Here is a 19,790-nt window from a genome sequence, read left to right as displayed (position 1 = left end):
TTGGCAATCCATTAGCGCATAGGGACACTGAGGTGGTTGAGGCCGGGGTGGAGCGTTTTTTGCTCGCTGCCGAAGACGAACGTACCGCTGAGGCTGCCGGGAAGGGTGATGTCAGCGTGGAAGGTCCTACCGCCCTTCCTATTTGGATCGAGATTCGCGGGCGTCCAGTTGTAGTCGACGGTGATTTCGCCCTGCGGGTGCGGAAAGGTGGCTTGGAGTGAGTGCAATTCTCCAAGATGCGGGGCGATGCGGACGGTTTTGAAGCCGGGGCTTGTGGGTTCGATGCCGGCAACGAGGGTGAGGAGATCGTAGATGGGATGCGAGGTCCAGGCGTGGGAGTCCGAGCGGGTGATGCCCGGGACTTCAGGCCAGGTGCTGAAGTGGAGGGGCAGCAGCTTGCGCCAGGGGTCCAGCGATTGCAGGTATTCGTCGGCCATGCCGGCGTGATCCAGAGCGCGGGCGAGATAGAAGCGGAAGTAGTAGGACGCGCTCAATACGCCGTTGGGCGTGGTGCCCGGTTCGATGGCGAGGAGCTTCTTCAGCACTGTCTGCTGATCGGCTTTGGGGATGACGTCATAGAGGACGGCGAGGATGTTGGACTGCTGGGAGAAGACTTTTTTGTCTGGGTTGTCGGCGAGGAGGCCATGATCGGAACTCCAGCATTGCGAGTAGATGTTGCGCCGCACGCTTTCGGCCTGGTCTTTGTCACGCTTTGCGAAGACTGGGTCGCCCAAAGCCTCTTCGAGGTCTGCTGCATCCTTCAATGCGCCTAGGTATTCAAGCGTGGTGGCGCAGGATTCATTGCTTGCGCTGTACGTAGGGATTTCGCCGGATGAAACCCAGTCGATGAAGCTCCACCAAGGTAGCTTCTTGAGGAGGCCGTCCTTTGTTTCGTGCTGCTGGAACCAGCCGAGAACGCTGCGCGTGCCGGGGAGCAGGTTGCGAACGAAGTGAGGATCGTCGCGGTAGATCCAGAAGTCGTGGAGCATTCCTATATATAGGAGCGAAAAAGTGGGAATGTTCTGCGGGAGCGAGCTGGGATAGCGGCTGCGGGTGATGCCTTCCGGGAGCCGTGAGTGGTCGAAGGCTTCTAGCGCCTGCCGGCCGAGGCGGTCGTCATTGGCGACCGTGTAGGAGATGAGGGCCTGGATGCGGGTGTCGCCGACATACTGTAGCTGCTCCCAGTAGGGCGTGTCCATGTAGGTTTCATGAGCGTCAAGGCGGGCGGTGCGCCAGCTTATCTCCCATATTTTGGCGAGGTCGGGGTCAGGAGCGATGAGCTTTGCTTTTTCTTCGAAGGGGTAGGCGGTGAAGAAGGCTTTGAGGGATTCGAGCTGGAGGGGTTCGTCGCCGGTGGTGATGTCGAGATCGAGATAACGCCAGGTGCGCCACCAGAGCGGCTCGAAGGTGCGGTGCTGGCCGCCGTCAGGGAGAAAGATGTCGACCAGGCCGAGAGCTGCGCGGGGATGCTCTTTGCCATCTGCGTCACGGTAGGTCAGCGAGTCGCGGTCGCCTTTTTGGTCTTTGCCGTATAGAGCTTCGGTATACGTCAGCTTGATTGTTGTGCCTTTGCCGCCGGAGACGATGAGTTCGGGGTAGGCGGTGGTGAGGGTTTTGCGGTCCAGCAGGATGTGAACATGAACCTTCGCAGGAAGAGCCGCAGCACTAGAAGGAAAAGAACTCAGTCCAGGCTGCTCTGCTCCAATGTCATCGAGACGCGCAATGCTCCCCGCGCTGATTTCCTCGTAGACCATATGCGGCAGCCCATCCGGCACGAGGCCCCAGGTATTGTCGCCCGTAGTTTCAGCGGAGTGGGCGTGGCCGGTGCCGGGATAGATGCTGTCGCGCATGGGATCGGCTACATCTACCCATCTGCCGCGGGAGACATGCTCTCCATTCCAGGTCCAATCATATTTAGAGGCGTCGATCTCTTCGCCGGGGCCAGAGGCCATGTACTCCTTGAATGAAACTGAAGAGCGATCGAGAGCAATGTGGCCGGGTTCGATTTCGACTTGCCAATTCTCAGGGGTACTAATTCCCTGCTCTCCGGTGGCTTCGCTTTCGAGCAGGAATGCTGTCCGGTCGGAAAATTGCGCAATGGGGGCATAGACGCCATAGTTCCAGACGGTGGCAGTGATGGCGTTGTCGCCCGTCTTTAGATAGGGAGCCAGGTCGAAGGTCTCATAACGCCAGTGGGTCAGGTCGCCGCGGGCAGGGCCGTCGCCGACCCGCTTGCCGTTGACATAAAGGATGAAGCGGTTATCGGCGCTGACGCGGACGATGTAGCTGGAAGGAACGGCGGTGAAGGCGACCATGCGGCGGAAATGGAGGACGAGCGGCTCGCGGAGCGGAGCGGTGGGATGGGTGACCCAAGCCGCGTGCCAAGGCCGGGTTGGAGGGTCAGGCTGAGCAGGACCTTGCGCGTTTGCCGGCCCGTTTGCCGCCGTTGCCGACAAGAGTGTTACGATCACGACCAACCATGGAGCCCGCATCTTTACCCCCGCTTAATTCGTCATCAAGATTAACGGAGAACCTGCCCAGGAACGCAATCGCTGCAGACGTAGTGCATGAATAACTGGTTCTATGCGTTTGATTTCGCCGGGTTGTAACCTTACATTCACATTTCGTGGGTAGCCTGAGTGAGGTGACCGTTCCAGTGTCAGAAATACGCACTTTTCAACCCCAGTTTCAACAGCAGAAGCCCTCTGAGGGTCAGGCGTATGCGCCACAGCCGGGTGGAGCGCCAGGGCCGGGCGGACAGATGGGTGACCAGTCTGATTCTGCGATCCGCGCATTCCTGCGCGCGCGGGGCAATTCGGCTCTCGCCGACGGCGGATTCCGCGCCCTGATGGTTCTATGCGGATTTTCGATCTTTGGGATTGTGGCGCTGATTGCGATTGTGCTGATATACCGCTCCGGGCTGGTGTGGCACAACTTCGGGCTCCGGTTCTTTTATACGTACGATAAGGATCCGGCGACTGGACAGCCACTTTACTGGGATCCGGTGAATGGGCATTTCAGCGCGGTGCCGTTTCTCTACGGCACGCTGGTTTCGTCGTTCCTGGCGCTCCTGCTGGCGGTTCCGCTGGCGATTGGCGTAGCGATCTTTTTAACGGAGATGTGCCCCAAGATGCTGCGTGCTCCGCTGGCATTTTTGACGGAGTTGCTGGCGGCAATTCCCTCGGTGATCTACGGGTTGTGGGCCGTGTTTATCCTGGTGCCGCTGCTGCGGGAGCATGTGAACCCGTTGCTGTCAAAGGGACTGGGATGGACGGGACTGTTTACGGATGACAATCCAACGGGACTGGGCTTTGTTTCTGCCGGAATTATTCTGGCCATCATGATTCTGCCGATTATCTCTTCACTGACGCGCGAGGTAATGATAGCGGTGCCGCACTCGCAGCGCGAGGCGGTGCTGGCGCTGGGCGCGACGCGGTGGGAGATGATCCGCATGGGCGTGCTGAGGAATGCGCGGATCGGCATTGTGGGCGGCGTGATGCTGGGGTTGGGCAGGGCGCTGGGCGAGACGATGGCCGTAGCAATGGTGATTGGCAACACCGCTGAGATTCACAGGAACCTGCTGGCCAATGGCGCTTCGATGGCTTCCGTAATTGCGAATGAATATGCCGAGGCTACCAGCGACCTGCATCGCAGCGCGCTGACGGAATTGGGACTGGCGCTGTTTATTGTGACGATTCTTGTGAATGCCCTGGCCCGCCTGCTGGTGTGGGCCGTTACACGCGGTGCACCGGCGCAGGCCCACTAGGTATTTCCAGAAAGGACGAGACCGGAACGTGCCACTAAGCGGCAATCCAATTCGATCGAAGATTCGCGCAGCGACGGATAACGCGGTGACGGGCCTGGCGATTCTGGCAACGCTGCTGGTGATTGCGCCGCTGCTGGCGATCTTTGGCTACCTGATTTACAAGGGCGCGTCGAGCGTGAACCTGGATTTCTTTACGAAGATTCCGAAGCCGGTGGGTGAAGAAGGCGGCGGCATGGCGAACGCCATTGTGGGCTCCGCCGTGCTGCTGGCGCTGGGAACGATTATTGGCGTGCCGGTGGGGATTGGCGGCGGAATTTACCTGGCGGAGTTTGGCCGCGGGACGAAGCTGGCGAATGCGGTTCGGTTCACGGCGGATGTGCTGAATGGCGTGCCTTCGATTGTGATGGGCATGGCGGCGTATGCGCTGCTGGTAGGGCCGCAGGTGTCGTGGCTGCCGTTTCTAGGCCACTTCTCGGCGTTTGCGGGCGGAGTGGCGCTGGGAATCATGATGATTCCCACGGTATGCCGGACGACGGAAGAGATGCTGCTGATGGTTCCCCATGCAGTGCGCGAAGCGGCGTTGGGACTGGGCGTGCCGAATTGGCGCAGCGTGCTGTCGATTACAGTAAAGACAGCTTCACCGGGGATTATTACTGGCTGCATGCTGGCCTTTGCGCGTGTGGCGGGCGAGACGGCTCCGCTGATTTTTACGGCGCTGGGCAACGAGTACTGGAGCCTGGATTTAAACCAACCCATTGCTGCGCTGCCGCTGCAGATTTATAAATACGCGCTTTCGCCTTATGACGAGTGGCACAGGCTGGCATGGGCCGGAGCGCTGGTGCTGATTGTACTGATTGTGCTGTCGGTTTCACTGGTACGGTATGTCACCAGCCGCGGTGTGCTTAAAGGAGCAAGTTAAGGCGATGGGCGTTGGAATCGAAGTTACGAATCTGAATGCGTGGTACGGGACGAACCATACGCTGCAGGACATTAACCTGCACATCCCGGCAAATCACGCGACTGCGCTCATTGGGCCATCCGGCTGCGGCAAGAGTACCTTTGTGCGCTGTTTGAACCGGATGCATGAGACCAATCCGATTGCGCGCGTGACGGGCGGGGTGAAGGTGGGCGATGTGGACATCTATGCCGATGCAAAGCCAGTGGAAATCCGGCGGCGGATCGGAATGGTGTTTCAGCGGCCTAATCCTTTTCCTACCATGTCGATATATGACAATGTGGCCAGCGGATTGAAGTTGAACGGATACAGGAACCGGCGGGTGCTGGATGAGATTGTTGAGAAATCACTGCGGAACTCGGCCCTGTGGGACGAGGTAAAAGACGACTTGCGGAAGAAGTCGGGAGCGAGCCTTTCCGGTGGCCAGCAGCAGAGATTGTGCATTGCGCGGGCGCTGGCGGTGGACCCGGAAGTGCTTCTGATGGATGAGCCGGCATCCGCGCTGGACCCGGTTTCGACATCGAAGATTGAGGATCTGATCTTTGAGCTCAAGTCGCAGTACACGATTGTGATTGTGACGCACAATATGCAGCAGGCCGCGCGCGTGGCAGAGAAGACGGGCTTCTTTTTGAATGGGCGGCTGGTGGAGTTCGACTCGACACATAAGATCTTTACCAACCCAAGCGATAAGCGCACCGAGGATTACATTACAGGCAGGTTCGGATGACACGGATACGGTTCCAACAAAGCCTCGAAGATCTGAAAGAGAACCTGCTGGTGATGGCGGGCCTCGCGGAGCAGGCGATTCAGCGCGCGATTGAGGCCTACCGTGCGCGCGACCTTTCCATCTGCGACCTGGTGAAGCGCAGCGAGCTGGCGATTAACCGGATGGAACGCGACATTGACCAGGCCGCGCTTGACCTGCTGGCGATGGAACAGCCGATGGCGAAGGATCTGCGCTTTATTCTCGCCGTGATCAAGATCAATGCCGATCTGGAGCGCGTGGGCGATGCCGCAAAGTCGATCATCGACCGCGTCTGCAATATGGACCAGATGCCGTTTGTGGACCTGCCGGTTGATATTCCAAGGATGGCAACGCTGTCCTCGGATATGGTTCGCAAGAGCCTGCAGTCGTTTATTGAGGCCGATGCGGAGATGGCCCGCTCTGTGCTGACGATGGATGATGCGGTGGACGCGATGAACCGCTCAGCCTACAAGACGCTGACGCAGGTCATGGAAGACAACGGCTCGATTGCCCCGCAGGCCTTGAATGCGCTGATGATTTCGCGAAGCCTGGAGCGCGTGGCGGATCACGCGACGAATATTGCCGAAGACGTGATCTTCTGGGTGCAGGGCGATGACGTGCGCCACCACAAGAGCGTGCAGCAGATGTTGAAACAGCAGGCTGCCAAGGAAGCAAGCGCGGCGGCAAAGGACTCTGTCAGCTAGACGCGGGGGAGTTGATTTCACCGCAACCGAAAGTGCAAAATTCCGCATATTTTCCTGTCGCATTTTCTGCCTCAAGCGCAATATCATGCGCTTATGAGCAATCTACATTCCAAGTCTCTTGAAGAACTCCAGCAGCTGCTCGGGAAGCGGATGAATGCGCTACGGCTGTTGCGGAATCTCGATCAGCGCACAACAGCGGAACGAGCCGGGCTTTCCGTGCGCACCGTGCTGTACCTGGAAGAGGGGCGCGGAGCCACGCTGAATACGCTGTTGCGCGTACTCAGAGCTCTCGATGCGCTGGATGGCATGGAATTACTGGCTCCCATGCCGGTGGGAAAGCCGCTGCCGTTGCCGCGCGGCCCACATGCCAAAGAGAGACTGCAGCATCGGATCGACAAAAAGGCGAAGAGCGAAAAGAAACAGAGCGCGAAGAAATCTGCAAATTAGACATTTATGCGCGGACAGCAAAAAGCCTCGGGGGGCGACCGAGGCTTTTTGCTTTCTCCCTGCATGTAATGTATGAAAGTAATCTAATCTATGTATAGGTATCTATGTTTAAGTTTAAGTAAGTAATGTATAAGTCGATCTAATGTATATTCCGTTTAATGTTCATGTATGTAATGTACTTATAACTCGGAGGATTGGTTTCTAAGTTAACGTGATCCGCCTGGATTAGTCGCCGGCTGTTGCTGCGTGTTATCTCCGCCCATGTTGCTCAGCAGGCGAATTTGAACGCGGCGGTTCTTGTGGCGGCCATCAGCGGTATTGTTTGGCGCTACTTCCTGATCCTTGCCGATGCCAATCAGGTAAAACTTGTGCGCGGGAACGTTGTATTTAGATGCCAGGTACTGCACCACTGCATCGGCGCGACGGTTGCTGAGGTCATAGTTATACTGTTGCGAGCCGGCGGAATCAGTTCCACCGGTAACTTCGACGATGTAGCCCTTGGCGCCGCCGAGTTGAGCCGCGAAGCTATCCAGCTGATCCTTGCTGTCCTTGGTAAGCATGGCCTTGTCAAAGCCGAAGTTCACCGAGACGTCCGCGAGCGAGCGATAATTGTCGAGACCCGTTACAACGGCACCGAGCGAGTCAGCACGATGCACGGCATCATTGGCAGCGGTTTCTGCCTGGCCTGAGGCTTGCTGCGCGTTCTGCGCATTCTGGTTAGCGGAGTTGGCTGAGTTCTGCGCCTGCTGAATACCGGTCGTGGCGCGTGCGTCTACATCATGAATATTGCGGTTGTTCTCCGCAGTGCGGTCTTCCAGGTTATTCGTTTTATCTACAATAGGGGCCGTCTGCGTGTTCACCCAGTTCTTGGTGGCGCACCCTGTTACGGCAAATAATGCAATTGCTGCCGCTCCTGTTGCCATCCGAATACTCATTTTTTATCCTCCTGCTGCCGTGAAAGAGCACACCGGCAGGGTTTGTTACACGCCCTCTATAGAGCATGTGCCGTGCCAAACTGAAGATTTTCAGCAAGTGCATAATCATCAATGGTTTATGCCAATACACGTTCGTTGACGACCTAACCAAAACCATGTACTTTTTACCGGCGCTATAACCTTTTGACAGCGTAAGAGACGCCTTCCGCCCAACAACACATGGAAAGATCTGCGATTTTCGCAATCCCTTCCCTTTTGCGGCTAATCTAAGAATGGAGACGTTGAGTTTTTCGAAGAAGCATTTTCTTCAACGATTTTTGCCTGATATGGACCTGCACGAGAAAATCCGTACGCTACCGACGCAGCCTGGCGTGTACATGTACAAGAACGCGCGGGACGAAGTGATCTATGTGGGCAAGGCGAAAAACCTGCGCTCACGGGTGCGATCGTATTTTCTGGATGCGGCGCAGGCTAACGCGAAGACCGGATCGCTGATGCGTGAAGCAGTGGACATCAGCTACATCCTGGTAGGGAACGAAGGCGAGGCGCTGGCGCTTGAGAACAACCTGATCAAGCAGCGCAAGCCGAGGTTCAACATCCTGCTGCGGGATGACAAAACCTATCCATACGTAAAACTGACGCTAACGGACCGCTTTCCGAAGGTCTTTGTGACACGGCGTCTGCGGAAGGATGGCGCGGCCTATTACGGGCCATACTTTCCAGGAAACCTGGCCTATCGCGTGGTGGAGCTGATTCACCGGAGTTTTCTTATTCCGAGCTGCAAAGTGGATCTCTCGCGGTACCATCCGCGGGCCTGCCTGCAGTACTTCATTCACCGCTGCCTGGGGCCATGCGTGGAGGGGCTAACTACGCCTGAGGCTTACAAGCAGGCGGTGCATGACACGCAGATGCTGCTGGAGGGCAAGGCGGCGGAGCTAGAAAAAACGCTGACCGGGCGCATGATGGAAGCTGCGGAAAAGGAACAGTTTGAAGCTGCGGCAAGATTGCGTGATCAGCTTTCGACGGTGCAGCAGCTGCAGGAGAAACAGCGCATGGCTACCGCCGAGCAGAATGATGATGCCGACGTGTTTGGATATCACTTTGAGGCAGGCGCACTGGCTGTGAACCTGTTCCACATGCGGCGCGGAACAATTGTAGATCGGCGCGAGTTCTTCTGGGAGGATCTGCCGGAGCTGTTGGAAGGTCTGATAGCGGAGAGCGCGCCGGAGACGGAAGCAGCAGCGCATGTGGAACCAGCATTTACCGCAACTGAGCCGGGGACGCTGAGCGAGACAGGCTTTAACCCTGGGGAGCTCTTCTCAGCCCTGTTGAAGCAGCTATATATCGATCAGCCGTATGTGCCACGCAGCATTCTGGTGCCGGCGGATTTTCCGGATCGTGAGCTACTGGCGGGATTGCTGAGTGAGCGCGCGGGTCACCGAATTGAAGTGGCGGTGCCGCAGCGCGGCGAAAAGCGGTCGCTTGTTGACCTGGCCGCGCAAAATGCAAAGCAGTCCTATGTGCAGAGGTTCCGTGTCCTCGAACCCTCACAGAAGGCAATCAAGGAGGCGCTGGCCGATGCGCTGATGCTGCCGGATCTGCCGCAGCGGATTGAGTGCTTCGATATTTCGCACATTCAAGGTGCGGAGACCGTGGCGTCGCTCGTGGTGTGGGAAGACGGCAAGATGAATAAGAGCGAGTATCGCAAGTTCAAGGTGATGACGGTTCTGGGCGTGGATGATTTCGCATCCATGCGCGAGGTGGTTCACCGGCGATATAAACGGCTGAAAGAAGAGGACAAGCCGATGCCTTCACTGGTGCTGATTGACGGCGGCCTGGGACAACTGCACGCCGCTGCGGACGCGCTGGAGGAGCTTGGATTTACGACGCAACCGCTGGCTTCCATTGCGAAGAAGGAAGAAGTAATTTACGTAAGCGGCAATGAGGACGATCCTGTGGTGCTGGATCGACGGTCACCGGTATTGCATCTGATGCAGTTGATTCGTGATGAGAGCCATCGCTTTGCCGTTGGCTACCACAGGCAACGCCGGGCCATGCGCGATCGCGAAAGTGAGTTGCTGTCGATTCCCGGAGTGGGCACACAGACACGACAGCGGCTGATTACGCACTTCGGCAGCTTGCGGGATGTGCAGCAAGCAACGGTGGAGTCGCTTGCTGCAGTGGTTTCAAAGAAAACGGCTGAGAATATCTGGCGATACTTTCACGAAGAAGAGCCTGTCCCATCGGAATGAAGTTCCAGGCGCAGTCGACGAGAGATGTCAGAGATTTTCATGGATCAACGCTAGAAGTTCTGTAGGGTGGATGGGCTTGGGAATGATCGTGAATTCAAAGCGTCCGTGTTCCTTTTCTAATATTGTTCCTGCGTTTTGCTGACCAGAGAAAAGAAAGACATGGCATGCCGGAGAGCGCACCCGAACGCGGTTTGCGAGCTCAACTCCGGTCATGCCGGGCATGAACACATCACTGATGAGCATGTCTGGAGCAATCCATTCCGCTGCGCGAAGAGCTTCTTCCGGACGGTAAAAGGCCTTGGCAACGAAGCCTGCGTGCTTAAGAATCACAGAGAGCGTGTCCGCAATCACCACTTCATCATCGACAACAAATATAATCTTCGAAATCACAATCTATCTCCTTGCTAGGTGGTTCGCTAATTTAGTGATTTAGTTATTTTTAAGATTTCTACTTTCACTACTTTCAGATGACATATTGTCATCAGCGCATCGTGGTCCTCCCTCGCTCCCAATAAAGACGCGAAATCGCCACGCTAAGTTGCGGTTATTTATTTCTTGTATGTCGGGCTTCCCTAAGTCGAGATATGGCATCTCGGACAGAATCAATTGACTTTATCTATGTACGCAGCTGTTGCGAGAGTAATCATAATGTCAGCGGAAGCCAGCCTGCAGCTTACTGATTGTGCATCTGAACGCTGGCGGCTTTCTTCACCGAATCAGTTGCAGCCATCCGTTGAATCACTTTCGAGATATAGCCATCGCCATTGAAAGCATTTGACGGAATGGATCCGATGAAGCGGATCGCACCAGCGTTATCTACGACAATGGTAAGGGGAAATTCCTGCGCACCGAAGGACTGTGGAGTAGTGGCGGGGACAACCAGCGTTGAAGTGCCCTGCAGTGCCTGAAGAAATCCTTCATGCGTGGCGGGGTCAGTGATCATTGACGTATCCGCAAAGACGAGTCCGTAAGCGTGGAGCGGTGTATCTGCGTTGACTTTGGCGAATCCGGTCAGAGTCTTCATCATCTTGCCGCACTGCACGCACCAATCGGGAAAGAGCACGAACACTGTACCTGCGCCAAAGGACGGCGGAAGGTGGGGTTTGGTTGTGGGCGATGCGAGCGCGCGCGTGATGCTGAGCGTGGGCAACTGCTCGCCTAGCAGATGAAAGCGCATGCGCACGTTTTCAATTCGCTGGCGATCTTCCGGAATGAGTGTTGCCGAATCCGGCAGTGCGTTATCGCAGCTTGCAGCAATGGCTTTGCCGGCAGTGCTATTGCCGAAATTCTGCGTATAGAAGAAAGCAAGCTGCATGGCGGAATCGTAGAGTTCGCCGATGCTTATGACAGCGTCGCCGGTTGTGGCTTTAAGCGGAGTTCCCTGTTGCAGAGCGGTGATGATTTTTTCGTGCTCATCTTCGGCAAGATGAAGCCCCTGGGAAACGCCTTGCTGTTCCAGCGAGTCCTTCATGTAGCGCAGCGTGAAGGCGACTTCAGCATCGTAAGGAAGTGTGTTGAGCATTTCCTGCACGGTGTTCGCGGCCTGGTCAAACTGGCCCATCTGCAGGAGGGCATTGGCATTCAGTGCGTAGGCCTGCGCGCGGTGTGGCTCGGCATTGCTGGCAATGTAACGCGTGGCGGCGGTGTTTGCGGTTCCCCAGACCTGGCCGAATGCGCAGAGGTGCGCGTAATCATAGAGATCGTCTCCGGAGTAATCCTGCTGGTTCATCTGTGTGCAGGCTTCGCGGGCTTTGCCGATGCCGATGGACAATGCGCCGAGCTCCGCATCTGACCAGTTGTCGAGCGAGGCGCGAACCTGGTCGAGCGGACGCATGGATTGCTTGTAGATTTCGGCAGGAGTGAGTGCGGTTGGCGGTGCAGGAGATGGGGCGGGAGCGGGGGCAGGCAGAGGCGCGGTTGTTGGAGCGGTCTGAGTCGTAGTTTGCCCATGTGCACCACATGCGCACACCATCAGCATCAGCGCGAACCGCGCTCGTAGTGACATGGAAACTCCGTTAGAAAATGATCTGGCAATATACAGCATCACTCTGCGCCCGAGCGGGACGTGAAGCGATGATATGTACTTGCAGAATTAGACACCAGCAAAGGCGAAGATGTTCCCGCAGCTATGCTACCCTCACATCACTAGATGAGCGATACGCATACTTCAAAAACACATCTGAGTCCGGCTGATTTGCCGCGCGTACTGGGTGCGCCGCAGGCCACCGCCATCGTGGTTGGAACGATCATCGGCAGCGGCATTTTTCTTGTGCCGCGCGAGATGATGCAGGACCTTGGCTCGTCTTCATTGGTATACCTGGCGTGGATCGTGGGCGGACTGCTCTCGCTCTTTGGCGCAATGACTTATGCCGAGCTTGGCTCGATGCTGCCGTATGCGGGCGGCGAGTATGTGTATCTGCGCGGCGCGTACGGAGACACGACGGCGTTTCTATATATGTGGACGTGGTTCGCGGTGGCGAAGCCTGCGTCGATTGCGGCGTCCACTGCGGGATTGGCGCTGACGCTGGGCTTTTTTCCGGCATTTCATTTTCTGGGAGATCATGTTGCGGGCACTCCGCTGCTGTGGTCGCAAGTGTTTGCGATCGGCGTGACGTGGTTTATGACGGGGCTGAATTACCTGGGCATCAAAAAGGCCGGAGACTTTCAGCTTGTGTTCACGGTGCTGAAGGGCGTGCTGATTCTGATTGTTGCGGCGCTGTGTTTTTCTTCGGCGACGGGCTCGTGGAGCAACTTTTCGACCGGCGTGCCGGGAGCTGTTGGCGGAATCAATGGCTTTATGACGGCGCTGATTGCGACACTTTGGGCCTATGACGGCTGGAACGATCTGACAATGGTAGCAGGCGAAGTAAAGCGGCCGGAGCGGAGCCTGCCGATTGCGCTGATTGGCGGGCTGTTTGTGGTGGGCGTGCTGTTTATGGCAACGAATGCCGCGATCCAGTACATTCTGCCGGCAGCGCAGATTGCGGGAAGCCAGCGCCCTGCGGTGGCTGCGCTATCTGTCGTAGCCGGTCCGCGTGGAGCGGGGTTTGTGGCGGCGGCAATGGCGGTGAGCATTTTTGTCTCGCTCAACGGAACGGTGATGAGCGGAGCGCGCGTGCCGTTTGCCGCAGCGCGTGACCGGCTGTTCTTTTCGCGGTTTATGGAGATCGATCCGCGGTTTCAGTCGCCATCGTTTTCGCTGATTGTTCAGGGAGCGCTTTCAACTGTTCTGCTGATCTTTTTATCTGAATTTGCACAGTTCTTTGATCTGGCGGTTTTTGCAGAGTGGCTGTTCTACATGCTCACAGCGACAACGATCTTCTATTACCGCAAGAAGCATCCGGAGTTTGCAAGGCCGTATCGCGTATGGGGCTATCCAGTGCTGCCTACGATCTTCATTCTCTGCGCAGCGGGAGTCCTGGTCTCGAGTTACACGAGCAACCTGAAGGGATCGCTGATGGGAACGGCGGTGATCCTGCTCGGACTCCCTGTGCTGTGGGCCGTGCGGAAGATATACGGGAAATCAGCGCCAATGGAACAAGGGCGTATGGATTAGCTTCGCCGCTTGGCCACTTCCGAATAAACTTCGACGTATTGGCGCGCAGGCTGGGTCCAGCTGTAGTTCTTGACCATGCCATTGCGCATCAGACGATGCCAGGCTGCCTTCTGTGGGAATAAAGTGAGCGCGCGGTCGATGGCGGCGAGGAAATCGCCCGGAGCATAGCCGTAGAACTTGAATCCGGTGCCGGTTCCCTGCTCCGGATTTGTCCCTGGGCTCCACTCTTCGATCGTGTCGTCAAGTCCGCCGGTGGCGCGGACAACGGGCACGGCGCCGTAACGCAGCGAATACATCTGGTTCAGGCCGCTGGGCTCATAGCGGCTGGGCATGAGAAAGATGTCGGAGCCGGCTTCGACCTTGTGCGCCAGTGCTTCGTCGTACTTGACCTGCAGCGCAACACGGCCCGGGTAGCGCGCGGCCCACTCGCGAAAGAAGTTTTCGTAGTATGCCTCGCCGGAGCCGAGGACGACGACGGCGACATCGCGGCGCATGAGTTCATCGGCGATACCAGAGAGAATGTCAAAGCCCTTCTGCGTGGCGAAGCGAGAGACGATGCCGAGGACAGGAGTCGTGGGCGAGATGGGTTCCAGGCCAAAAGCGTGGAGTAGATCGGCGCGGCATTCCTGCTTGCCGGTGAGAACGTTCGCGGTGTAGTGCGCGGCAAGGTAGCCATCGGTCGCCGGATCCCACTGCGCGTAATCGACGCCGTTGAGGATGCCGCGCAGATCGGCGGCGCGGTTGCGGAGCGTGCTTTCGAGGTTGTGGCCGAACTCGGCTGTCTGAATCTCCTCGGCGTATTTGCGGCTCACGGTGGTGAGCATGTCGCTGTAGACAATTCCGCCCTTGAGGAAATTGAAGGTGTCGAACTGCTCTACGCGATCCATGGTGAAGATCTCCCAGGGAAGGAGAAGACGCTCGGTGGTTTGCGGCGGAAACCAGCCTTGGTAGCCCGCGTTGTGAATGGTGAGAACAGCGCCGGCACTGGCGAGAAGCGGATCCTGTGCGTAGGTGGTGCGCAGGTAGATGGGCAGGATCGCGGCCTGCCAGTCATGAACGTGGAAGATCTGCGGAACGCCGAGAATTTTTGAAGCTTCAAGGATAGCGCGGCAGAAGAGGCCAAAGCGCTCCCAGTTGTTGGGATAGTCGCCACTTGGTGTGCCGTAGAGTCCCTGGCGGTCGAAGAGATCCGGGCAATCAACGAAGTAATACTGGACGTCGTTACGCTTGCCGCCGTCCACAATGCCGACGAAGCGGTTGTAGTACTCAAATGGAATGGTGATGGAGCGGATGACGTACTTCCACCGGTCGGCAAGATGCGGGCGGACGACGGCATAGAGCGGCAGATAGACGGTGACCTCATGGCCGAGCTTGACGAGCTCCGGCGGGAGCGCGCCGACTACGTCCGCGAGACCGCCGGTTTTTGCGAAAGGAACACACTCCGAGGCAGCAAATACAATATGCATGAGGCTCTTTCTCCACCCACAAGTCAGTCTAGAGCACACGAAAGCGGATACGATGCAGGATCGCGCTCAATCCGGGGAAATTACCGATTCTTCATTCTCGTTGGATGCGGGAAGAAAGGTGCTCGACACAACTCTACTGGACAACCCCATCTGGAGCGCGCTGAGCACGGAGCACCTTGGACTGGCGCTGGGTGACGAGCGGGCGCGGCGTTATCCAGTGGAGATTGGCCCGCTGAGCGGAATTCCTGCGCAGACGAAAGAAAGCTATGAAGCGCTGAGCGAGCTGGCTAGAGACGGCGTTGTGGTGCTGTTTTCTGTGGAGCCGATTGTGCCGGTGGGCGGCTTGCAGGTGATGCGGAGCGGGCCAATCGTCCAGATGGTACGCGAGACTCGCGGTGTTGAGCCCGATGCAGGCGCACTGACGCCACGGCGGCTGACCGCAGCAGATGCGCCTGCGATGGTTACGCTGGCAGAGTTGACCGAGCCGGGACCGTTCCGGATGCGGACGCTTGAGCTGGGAAACTTCTACGGGATCTTTCATGGCCCAGAGCTCGTCGCAATGGCGGGCAAACGAATGCACTTGCCGGGACTCGTGGAGGTCAGCGGCGTGTGCACGCATCCTGAAGCGCGGGGCAAGGGATACGCGCGGCGGCTGATGCAGATTGTCATTGATGAGATTGAGCGCGACGGAAAGACTGCGTTTCTACATGCCTTCAGCACGAATCCGGCGATTCGGCTATATGAAGCGCTGGGATTTGAGAAGCGGCAGGAGTTTCACTTTGCCGCGCTGGGGAACGACGCGAAAAAGAGATGAGTCAAGCTCAGCCTTTATTCTGTCTGTCATGATTGTCGGCCCTCAATATCACACCGTATTTGAAATCGGTTTGAACAGTATCGACTGGTCTTTCGCGAGGGTTGGCGTCGCACTGTTTGTCGTGGGAATTGGCGTGATATGGCTGAGCCGCAGATACCATTGGCAGCGATTCAGCAGAAGACTTCTCGGCTATTTTCTGGTTCTGTTCTCCCTGATCTGGCTGATGGGTACTTTGGGATTTCCTTACTCTCAGTATCGAAGGCTCGCGTCAACGTATCGCAGCGGTGGCTATTCAATGGTTGAAGGAGAAGTGGATGACTTCAAGCCGATGCCGTATGAAGGGCACACCGATGAGTGTTTCTCGGTAAGCTTCAAGCGATTCTGTTATTCCGATTTCGATAGCACCGCTGGATTTCATAACTCAAGTTCGCATGGGGGGCCCATCAAACAGGGGATCTATGCTCGCGTTTTTTACATTGGAAATACTATTGTCCGGCTTGATGTAGCTGATGGAGATGGCGATAACGCTGAAGTTTCAGCAAGCCGCGCAAATGCTGCGGAAGCCGATTGGCAACAAAGAATGAGAAGCGACCCTGCTTTTAACCAGATGAATCTCGGATTCGCAATAGCTGCCGTATTCTTTACGGCCTGGTGGAATCTTCAGCCGCAGAGATTTATGAAATTCTGGGGCAGGCGTCAAGATAGCGGTACGGTCGGTCTGCTGTTCAGGCTTTTCTTTGCATTGAATTTTGCGGGCTCAATCTATTATCTAATTTCGACTATTTTGCAGGTGAAATCTCCTAATCTCAGTTATCCAATGGCACTCGAGACTGGCGCCCTCATGATTACAGTCACTGCCATCATGGTCCTCCTCGTCGAGCGCATCAACAAAAGAAGAGACCAATCGAGTTAAGTAGGGCGCTGGCCTGAAGCGGGCTTATGAATCCGCGATAGGATATTGCGGATTGAACGGGAAGACCAGTTCGGCCTGTGTGGCAACAGGTTTTCCGTTGACAGTGGCGGGATGGAAACGCCAGCTCTTTACGGTCTCAAGCACGATCTGATCGAGCTTGTTACCTAAGCCCGTCACGAGGGTTTCGCTGACTACGCCGCCGGCCTCATCGACATTCACATCCACAACAATCTTTTTCTCAGAGCCCGGCAGCAGCCCGCGATCCGTAACGGGAGGCTTGGGCGAGAAGACCGGGAAGGCCGGCGTGGCGTCCTGATCATCAGGTCCATTGCCCGCCATGGTCTGGCCTGAGCCCTTGCTGTTTTGCGGGTTGGGAGGCGCGCCGCCGCCATTTTTCTTCGGCTGATTTTTAGGAACGGGCAGGATGGTCTTCGCCGATGGATCGGTGTTGCGGTCCGGAGTTTTGGTATGCGCGGCCATGGGATCAGGCGGCAGCGTGAGCTTGATGGCGTGGGACGCGCCTGCAATTTCAATCTGACTGACGGAGACGAAGGAAGTGGTTACGTTGGCGGGACGAAGAAGGCGTGAGCCGGTGGCGATTCCTACAAGGAGCAGGCTGCCGAAGAGCGCGCCGTGGCAGGCGAGGGAGAGCAGAACTCCGCGGGTCAGGCGTCGAGGACGTTCGATCTCAGGCGACATAGTGTCCCTCCCGGTCCATTGCATTCACGTTAGGTCCGATTCTCGCACACTTTCACTCTGAGCCATGGGCGGGCGCTCCGATACCATGATCTTTAGACTCTCTCCATGCCGCCTAAATCCAAGCTCGGACAGAATTTTTTGCGCGATGACGCAGCGATTGCCCGGATCGGAGCTGCGCTCGGCAACGTTTCAGAGCAGCTTGTCGTAGAAATTGGCCCGGGTGAAGGCGCGATTACGCGGACACTGATTGAACGCGCAGGCCATGTGATGGCGATTGAAGTGGACCACGAGCTGGCCATTGCGCTTCGTGCCTATTTGCCTTCAGAGAAGTTCACGGTAATAGAGCAGGACGTTCTGCAATTCGACTTTGCTGCCGCCGCGGCGCAGGCTGGACATAAGCTTCCTGTTGTGGGGAATCTGCCGTACTACATTACTTCGCCCATTCTGCTGCGTCTGGCGGAGAATCATGCGTCGCTGGATCGCGCGGTGCTGATGGTACAGCGCGAGGTGGCCGATCGCGTTGTAGCTGAACCCGGTTCGCGCGACTATGGAGTGCTGAGTGTGACGGTGCAGATGTATGGGCCGGTGGAAAGGCTGTTTACGCTACCGCCGGGCGCGTTTTCACCGCCGCCGGAGGTGCATTCCACGGTCTTTCGCTGGCGATTCGCGCCGCGTTTCGCGGAGCTGGGCGTGAGCGAAAAGGGCTTCATCCAGTTTGCCAAGCAGATCTTTGCGCAGAAGCGGAAGACGCTCGCGAATAATCTGCGGGCCGCTGGCCTGGAGCCAGCCGCGGTGCAGACGGCATTGGCGGAGACGGAGATTTCGCCTCAGGCGAGGGCGGAGTCGTTAGGGCTCTCAGAGCTGGCCAGGCTACACGCATACCTTGAAAGGAAACAGGCCGCCACGCTGTAAAGCGAAGCGGCCTGTTCGTGCCATCCAGCTTTCATCCCGCTACTTTTTGGGAGAAGCAGGACGCGGAGCTGCCGGTGGAGGCGGAGCAGCACGCGGCGCAGGCGCGGGAGCAGCCCTGGGAGCGCTGGGAGCGGGGCGCGGGTGAGATGCGCTCGGTGGCGGAGGCGTGTAACCGGGCTTGGTTTGGCCCGGATACTGGCCTGGAGCCGGGGCGTAGCCCGGACGATTTCCTGCGCCCGGCGCTCCGGCGCCCGGTGTCATGCCGCCTGAGCCGTTGTACTGCGTCTGAGTGCGCGCGGGCTGGTGGTCATAGACAGGCCGCACGGTGACGGGCCGCATCGGCACCACGCTGGCTCCCGCAATTGTGACCGGAGTTCTGCGGTCGCGCAGGGGAAGGCCAGTCTCAAGAGGCGGACCATTGCGATGCACAGCGATGATGGGCTGAGGAGCCGCCGCGTGGATTCCGCCGTACGGACGGGCCGGACCACGACGAGGAGGCAACGGGCGTCCCGGTGGATGCCATCCGCCAGGGCCGCGGCCAACATTGATGGCATAGACGCCGCCACCCCACCACGGAGTGCAGCCTCCTGGAGCCCAGCCCCAGCCAAAGCCTGAATACCAGTTCCAGAGGCCGCATTGGTACGGCAGATAGCCCCAGGAGTAGCCGGAGACCCATGTGTAGCCGTAGCCGGGACTATCCATCCAGTAGCCGATGCCGTACGGGTCCCATGAGCCGTTTGAGGCATCGTAGGGAGACCAGACATAGCCCTCATTCGGCACGTCATACCAGTTGCCGTTCTGGTTCAGATCGCCCCAAGCGGGATTGGTTGCGTCATCCATGCTCTTCGTGGCCGGCGTGGCGCTGCCTGCTGCGGTATTCAGCGCCTGATCGCGGTCTGAGTTCCACGCATCCCAGGAATCGGGCTCAACGAGTTCAGCAACATGGAGCATGCTGTCGCTGGGCGCGAGCCTCACACTTTGGCCGCCATGAAGATCTGCGGTAATTCCGTCAGGACCCTCAAGATGGACAGCTCCGTCAAACACCGCAATCTCTCCGGGAGCCTCGTCGAGCTTGACGCGGATCACGGCAGCGCCTGTGGAGGCGGCGGTATAGCCGGCAAAGCGCACGCTCTCTCCGCCGCGCAGCTCAAAGTAGCCCATTCCATGATCGAGAAGAAAGTCGCCGGCTCCCTGCTGCATGCCTTCCAGGCTGACGGAGCTATCGGGCGGAATGCGGCCAACGGTGCCATCCGGAAACTGCAGTTCAGCGCGGCCGTCATCGCCAGTCTGAACGCCGAATCCGTCAAAAAGCGGCGTATTCGCAACGGCTTGATCGGTAATGGACTGTCCGGATTGCAGGATTCGGACCTGGCCTTCGATGGTGCTGAGGCGAACGGCCCGATTCTGGCTTTGATTTGGCGCGGGATTCTGGGCCGGATTCTGATTTGCCGCGTTTCCGGCATCCTGCGCTGCCCCTGGCACAGATAGCCCCGCTGCCAGCGCCAATGCCGCTGCCCAGGTAGTGAAATTCCTTTTCATTGCCCGTCTCCCCCACTGCATACCGACAGCGCTTTACCCCAAAAAGTTGCGTATACAGATAAAAATACGCCTGAATGGAGCAAAACG

The 19,790-nt window shown here is 57.5% G+C and carries 17 protein-coding genes; 10 read left to right on the top strand and 7 right to left on the bottom strand.

Annotated elements, in window-relative coordinates; all coding sequences use genetic code 11:
• Window positions 1-11 precede the first annotated feature (11 nt).
• Window positions 12-2,492 carry an alpha-L-rhamnosidase-related protein gene (locus VO84_RS00940; protein WP_058185404.1) on the bottom strand — a complete coding sequence of 827 codons (2,481 nt, stop codon included), beginning with the start codon at window positions 2,490-2,492 and terminating at the stop codon, window positions 12-14.
• Window positions 2,493-2,656: 164 nt separating this feature from the next.
• Between VO84_RS00940 and pstC the strand changes: the two genes are divergently transcribed.
• The 5 genes from pstC (at window position 2,657) to VO84_RS00915 (ending at window position 6,617) form a co-directional block, all read left to right on the top strand.
• Complete coding sequence (pstC, locus tag VO84_RS00935; RefSeq protein WP_331458377.1) at window positions 2,657-3,766, top strand: phosphate ABC transporter permease subunit PstC; 1,110 nt, start codon at window positions 2,657-2,659, stop codon at window positions 3,764-3,766.
• A gap of 28 nt (window positions 3,767-3,794) precedes the next feature.
• Window positions 3,795-4,685: a phosphate ABC transporter permease PstA gene (gene pstA, locus VO84_RS00930; protein ID WP_058185403.1), complete on the top strand. Its 891-nt coding sequence runs from the start codon at window positions 3,795-3,797 to the stop codon at window positions 4,683-4,685.
• Between the two features lie 4 nt (window positions 4,686-4,689).
• Window positions 4,690-5,448, top strand: coding sequence for a phosphate ABC transporter ATP-binding protein PstB (gene pstB, locus VO84_RS00925; RefSeq protein WP_058185402.1), 759 nt, complete (start codon window positions 4,690-4,692; stop codon window positions 5,446-5,448).
• Window positions 5,445-6,170, top strand: a complete 726-nt coding sequence (gene phoU, locus VO84_RS00920) for a phosphate signaling complex protein PhoU (protein WP_058185401.1) — start codon at window positions 5,445-5,447, stop codon at window positions 6,168-6,170. The genes pstB and phoU overlap by 4 nt, the downstream gene beginning before the upstream one ends.
• A 93-nt stretch (window positions 6,171-6,263) precedes the next feature.
• Entirely contained in the window at window positions 6,264-6,617 is a 354-nt protein-coding gene (locus VO84_RS00915; protein ID WP_058185400.1) for a helix-turn-helix domain-containing protein, read from the top strand.
• A 206-nt stretch (window positions 6,618-6,823) separates the two neighbouring features.
• On the opposite strand, the gene VO84_RS00910 is transcribed toward VO84_RS00915, so the two are convergent.
• Window positions 6,824-7,552: an OmpA family protein gene (locus VO84_RS00910; protein ID WP_058185399.1), complete on the bottom strand. Its 729-nt coding sequence runs from the start codon at window positions 7,550-7,552 to the stop codon at window positions 6,824-6,826.
• 326 nt (window positions 7,553-7,878) lie between these two features.
• Here VO84_RS00910 and uvrC point away from each other — a divergent pair, with 326 nt between their 5' ends.
• Complete coding sequence (gene uvrC / locus VO84_RS00905) at window positions 7,879-9,804, top strand: excinuclease ABC subunit UvrC (protein ID WP_058185564.1); 1,926 nt, start codon at window positions 7,879-7,881, stop codon at window positions 9,802-9,804.
• 27 nt (window positions 9,805-9,831) lie between these two features.
• Here uvrC and VO84_RS00900 read toward each other — a convergent pair whose 3' ends face one another.
• A complete protein-coding gene (locus VO84_RS00900; protein WP_231737727.1) occupies window positions 9,832-10,194 on the bottom strand; it encodes a response regulator in 363 nt (120 codons plus the stop codon).
• Window positions 10,195-10,477: 283 nt separating this feature from the next.
• A complete protein-coding gene (locus VO84_RS00895) occupies window positions 10,478-11,809 on the bottom strand; it encodes a tetratricopeptide repeat protein (RefSeq protein ID WP_157439645.1) in 1,332 nt (443 codons plus the stop codon).
• A 144-nt stretch (window positions 11,810-11,953) separates the two neighbouring features.
• Between VO84_RS00895 and VO84_RS00890 the strand changes: the two genes are divergently transcribed.
• On the top strand, window positions 11,954-13,360 hold the full coding sequence (locus tag VO84_RS00890; RefSeq protein ID WP_058185396.1) for an APC family permease: 1,407 nt from the start codon (window positions 11,954-11,956) through the stop codon (window positions 13,358-13,360).
• Here the strand turns inward: VO84_RS00890 and glgA are convergent.
• Window positions 13,357-14,826, bottom strand: a complete 1,470-nt coding sequence (glgA, locus tag VO84_RS00885) for a glycogen synthase GlgA (RefSeq protein WP_058185395.1) — start codon at window positions 14,824-14,826, stop codon at window positions 13,357-13,359. The genes VO84_RS00890 and glgA overlap by 4 nt on opposite strands.
• Here glgA and VO84_RS00880 point away from each other — a divergent pair.
• Both VO84_RS00880 and VO84_RS00875 read left to right on the top strand, forming a co-directional pair.
• Window positions 14,825-15,640: a GNAT family N-acetyltransferase gene (locus VO84_RS00880; RefSeq protein ID WP_058185394.1), complete on the top strand. Its 816-nt coding sequence runs from the start codon at window positions 14,825-14,827 to the stop codon at window positions 15,638-15,640. The genes glgA and VO84_RS00880 overlap by 2 nt on opposite strands.
• Window positions 15,641-15,668: 28 nt before the next feature.
• The gene (locus tag VO84_RS00875) at window positions 15,669-16,553 is read left to right on the top strand and encodes a hypothetical protein (RefSeq protein WP_058185393.1); all 885 of its coding nucleotides are present in this window, start codon (window positions 15,669-15,671) and stop codon (window positions 16,551-16,553) included.
• Window positions 16,554-16,577: 24 nt separating this feature from the next.
• Here the strand turns inward: VO84_RS00875 and VO84_RS00870 are convergent, their stop codons facing one another.
• Entirely contained in the window at window positions 16,578-17,252 is a 675-nt protein-coding gene (locus VO84_RS00870) for an energy transducer TonB (protein WP_058185392.1), read from the bottom strand.
• 105 nt (window positions 17,253-17,357) lie between these two features.
• Between VO84_RS00870 and rsmA the strand changes: the two genes are divergently transcribed.
• Entirely contained in the window at window positions 17,358-18,164 is an 807-nt protein-coding gene (gene rsmA / locus VO84_RS00865; protein ID WP_058185391.1) for a 16S rRNA (adenine(1518)-N(6)/adenine(1519)-N(6))-dimethyltransferase RsmA, read from the top strand.
• A gap of 39 nt (window positions 18,165-18,203) precedes the next feature.
• Here rsmA and VO84_RS00860 read toward each other — a convergent pair whose 3' ends face one another.
• Window positions 18,204-19,703 (bottom strand): FecR family protein, encoded by a 1,500-nt coding sequence (locus tag VO84_RS00860; RefSeq protein ID WP_058185390.1) that lies wholly within the window; start codon window positions 19,701-19,703, stop codon window positions 18,204-18,206.
• Between the last annotated feature and the right edge of the window lie 87 nt (window positions 19,704-19,790).

Origin of the sequence: Occallatibacter gabretensis (assembly GCF_001449115.1) — a bacterium.
GTDB lineage: Bacteria > Acidobacteriota > Terriglobia > Terriglobales > Acidobacteriaceae > Telmatobacter > Telmatobacter gabretensis.
Note: the sequence above shows the minus strand (reverse complement) of the source record. Positions and strands in the feature narration are given on the sequence as shown.

Coding starts and splice junctions, on each gene's coding strand:
- VO84_RS00940 (WP_058185404.1), bottom strand. CDS start 2,492: ATGCGGGCTCCATGGTTGGTCGTGATCGTAACACTCTTGTCGGCAACG.
- pstB (WP_058185402.1), top strand. CDS start 4,690: ATGGGCGTTGGAATCGAAGTTACGAATCTGAATGCGTGGTACGGGACG.
- phoU (WP_058185401.1), top strand. CDS start 5,445: ATGACACGGATACGGTTCCAACAAAGCCTCGAAGATCTGAAAGAGAAC.
- VO84_RS00915 (WP_058185400.1), top strand. CDS start 6,264: ATGAGCAATCTACATTCCAAGTCTCTTGAAGAACTCCAGCAGCTGCTC.
- VO84_RS00910 (WP_058185399.1), bottom strand. CDS start 7,552: ATGAGTATTCGGATGGCAACAGGAGCGGCAGCAATTGCATTATTTGCC.
- uvrC (WP_058185564.1), top strand. CDS start 7,879: ATGGACCTGCACGAGAAAATCCGTACGCTACCGACGCAGCCTGGCGTG.
- VO84_RS00895 (WP_157439645.1), bottom strand. CDS start 11,809: ATGTCACTACGAGCGCGGTTCGCGCTGATGCTGATGGTGTGCGCATGT.
- VO84_RS00890 (WP_058185396.1), top strand. CDS start 11,954: ATGAGCGATACGCATACTTCAAAAACACATCTGAGTCCGGCTGATTTG.
- VO84_RS00880 (WP_058185394.1), top strand. CDS start 14,825: ATGAGGCTCTTTCTCCACCCACAAGTCAGTCTAGAGCACACGAAAGCG.
- glgA (WP_058185395.1), bottom strand. CDS start 14,826: ATGCATATTGTATTTGCTGCCTCGGAGTGTGTTCCTTTCGCAAAAACC.
- VO84_RS00875 (WP_058185393.1), top strand. CDS start 15,669: ATGATTGTCGGCCCTCAATATCACACCGTATTTGAAATCGGTTTGAAC.
- VO84_RS00870 (WP_058185392.1), bottom strand. CDS start 17,252: ATGTCGCCTGAGATCGAACGTCCTCGACGCCTGACCCGCGGAGTTCTG.
- rsmA (WP_058185391.1), top strand. CDS start 17,358: ATGCCGCCTAAATCCAAGCTCGGACAGAATTTTTTGCGCGATGACGCA.
- VO84_RS00860 (WP_058185390.1), bottom strand. CDS start 19,703: ATGAAAAGGAATTTCACTACCTGGGCAGCGGCATTGGCGCTGGCAGCG.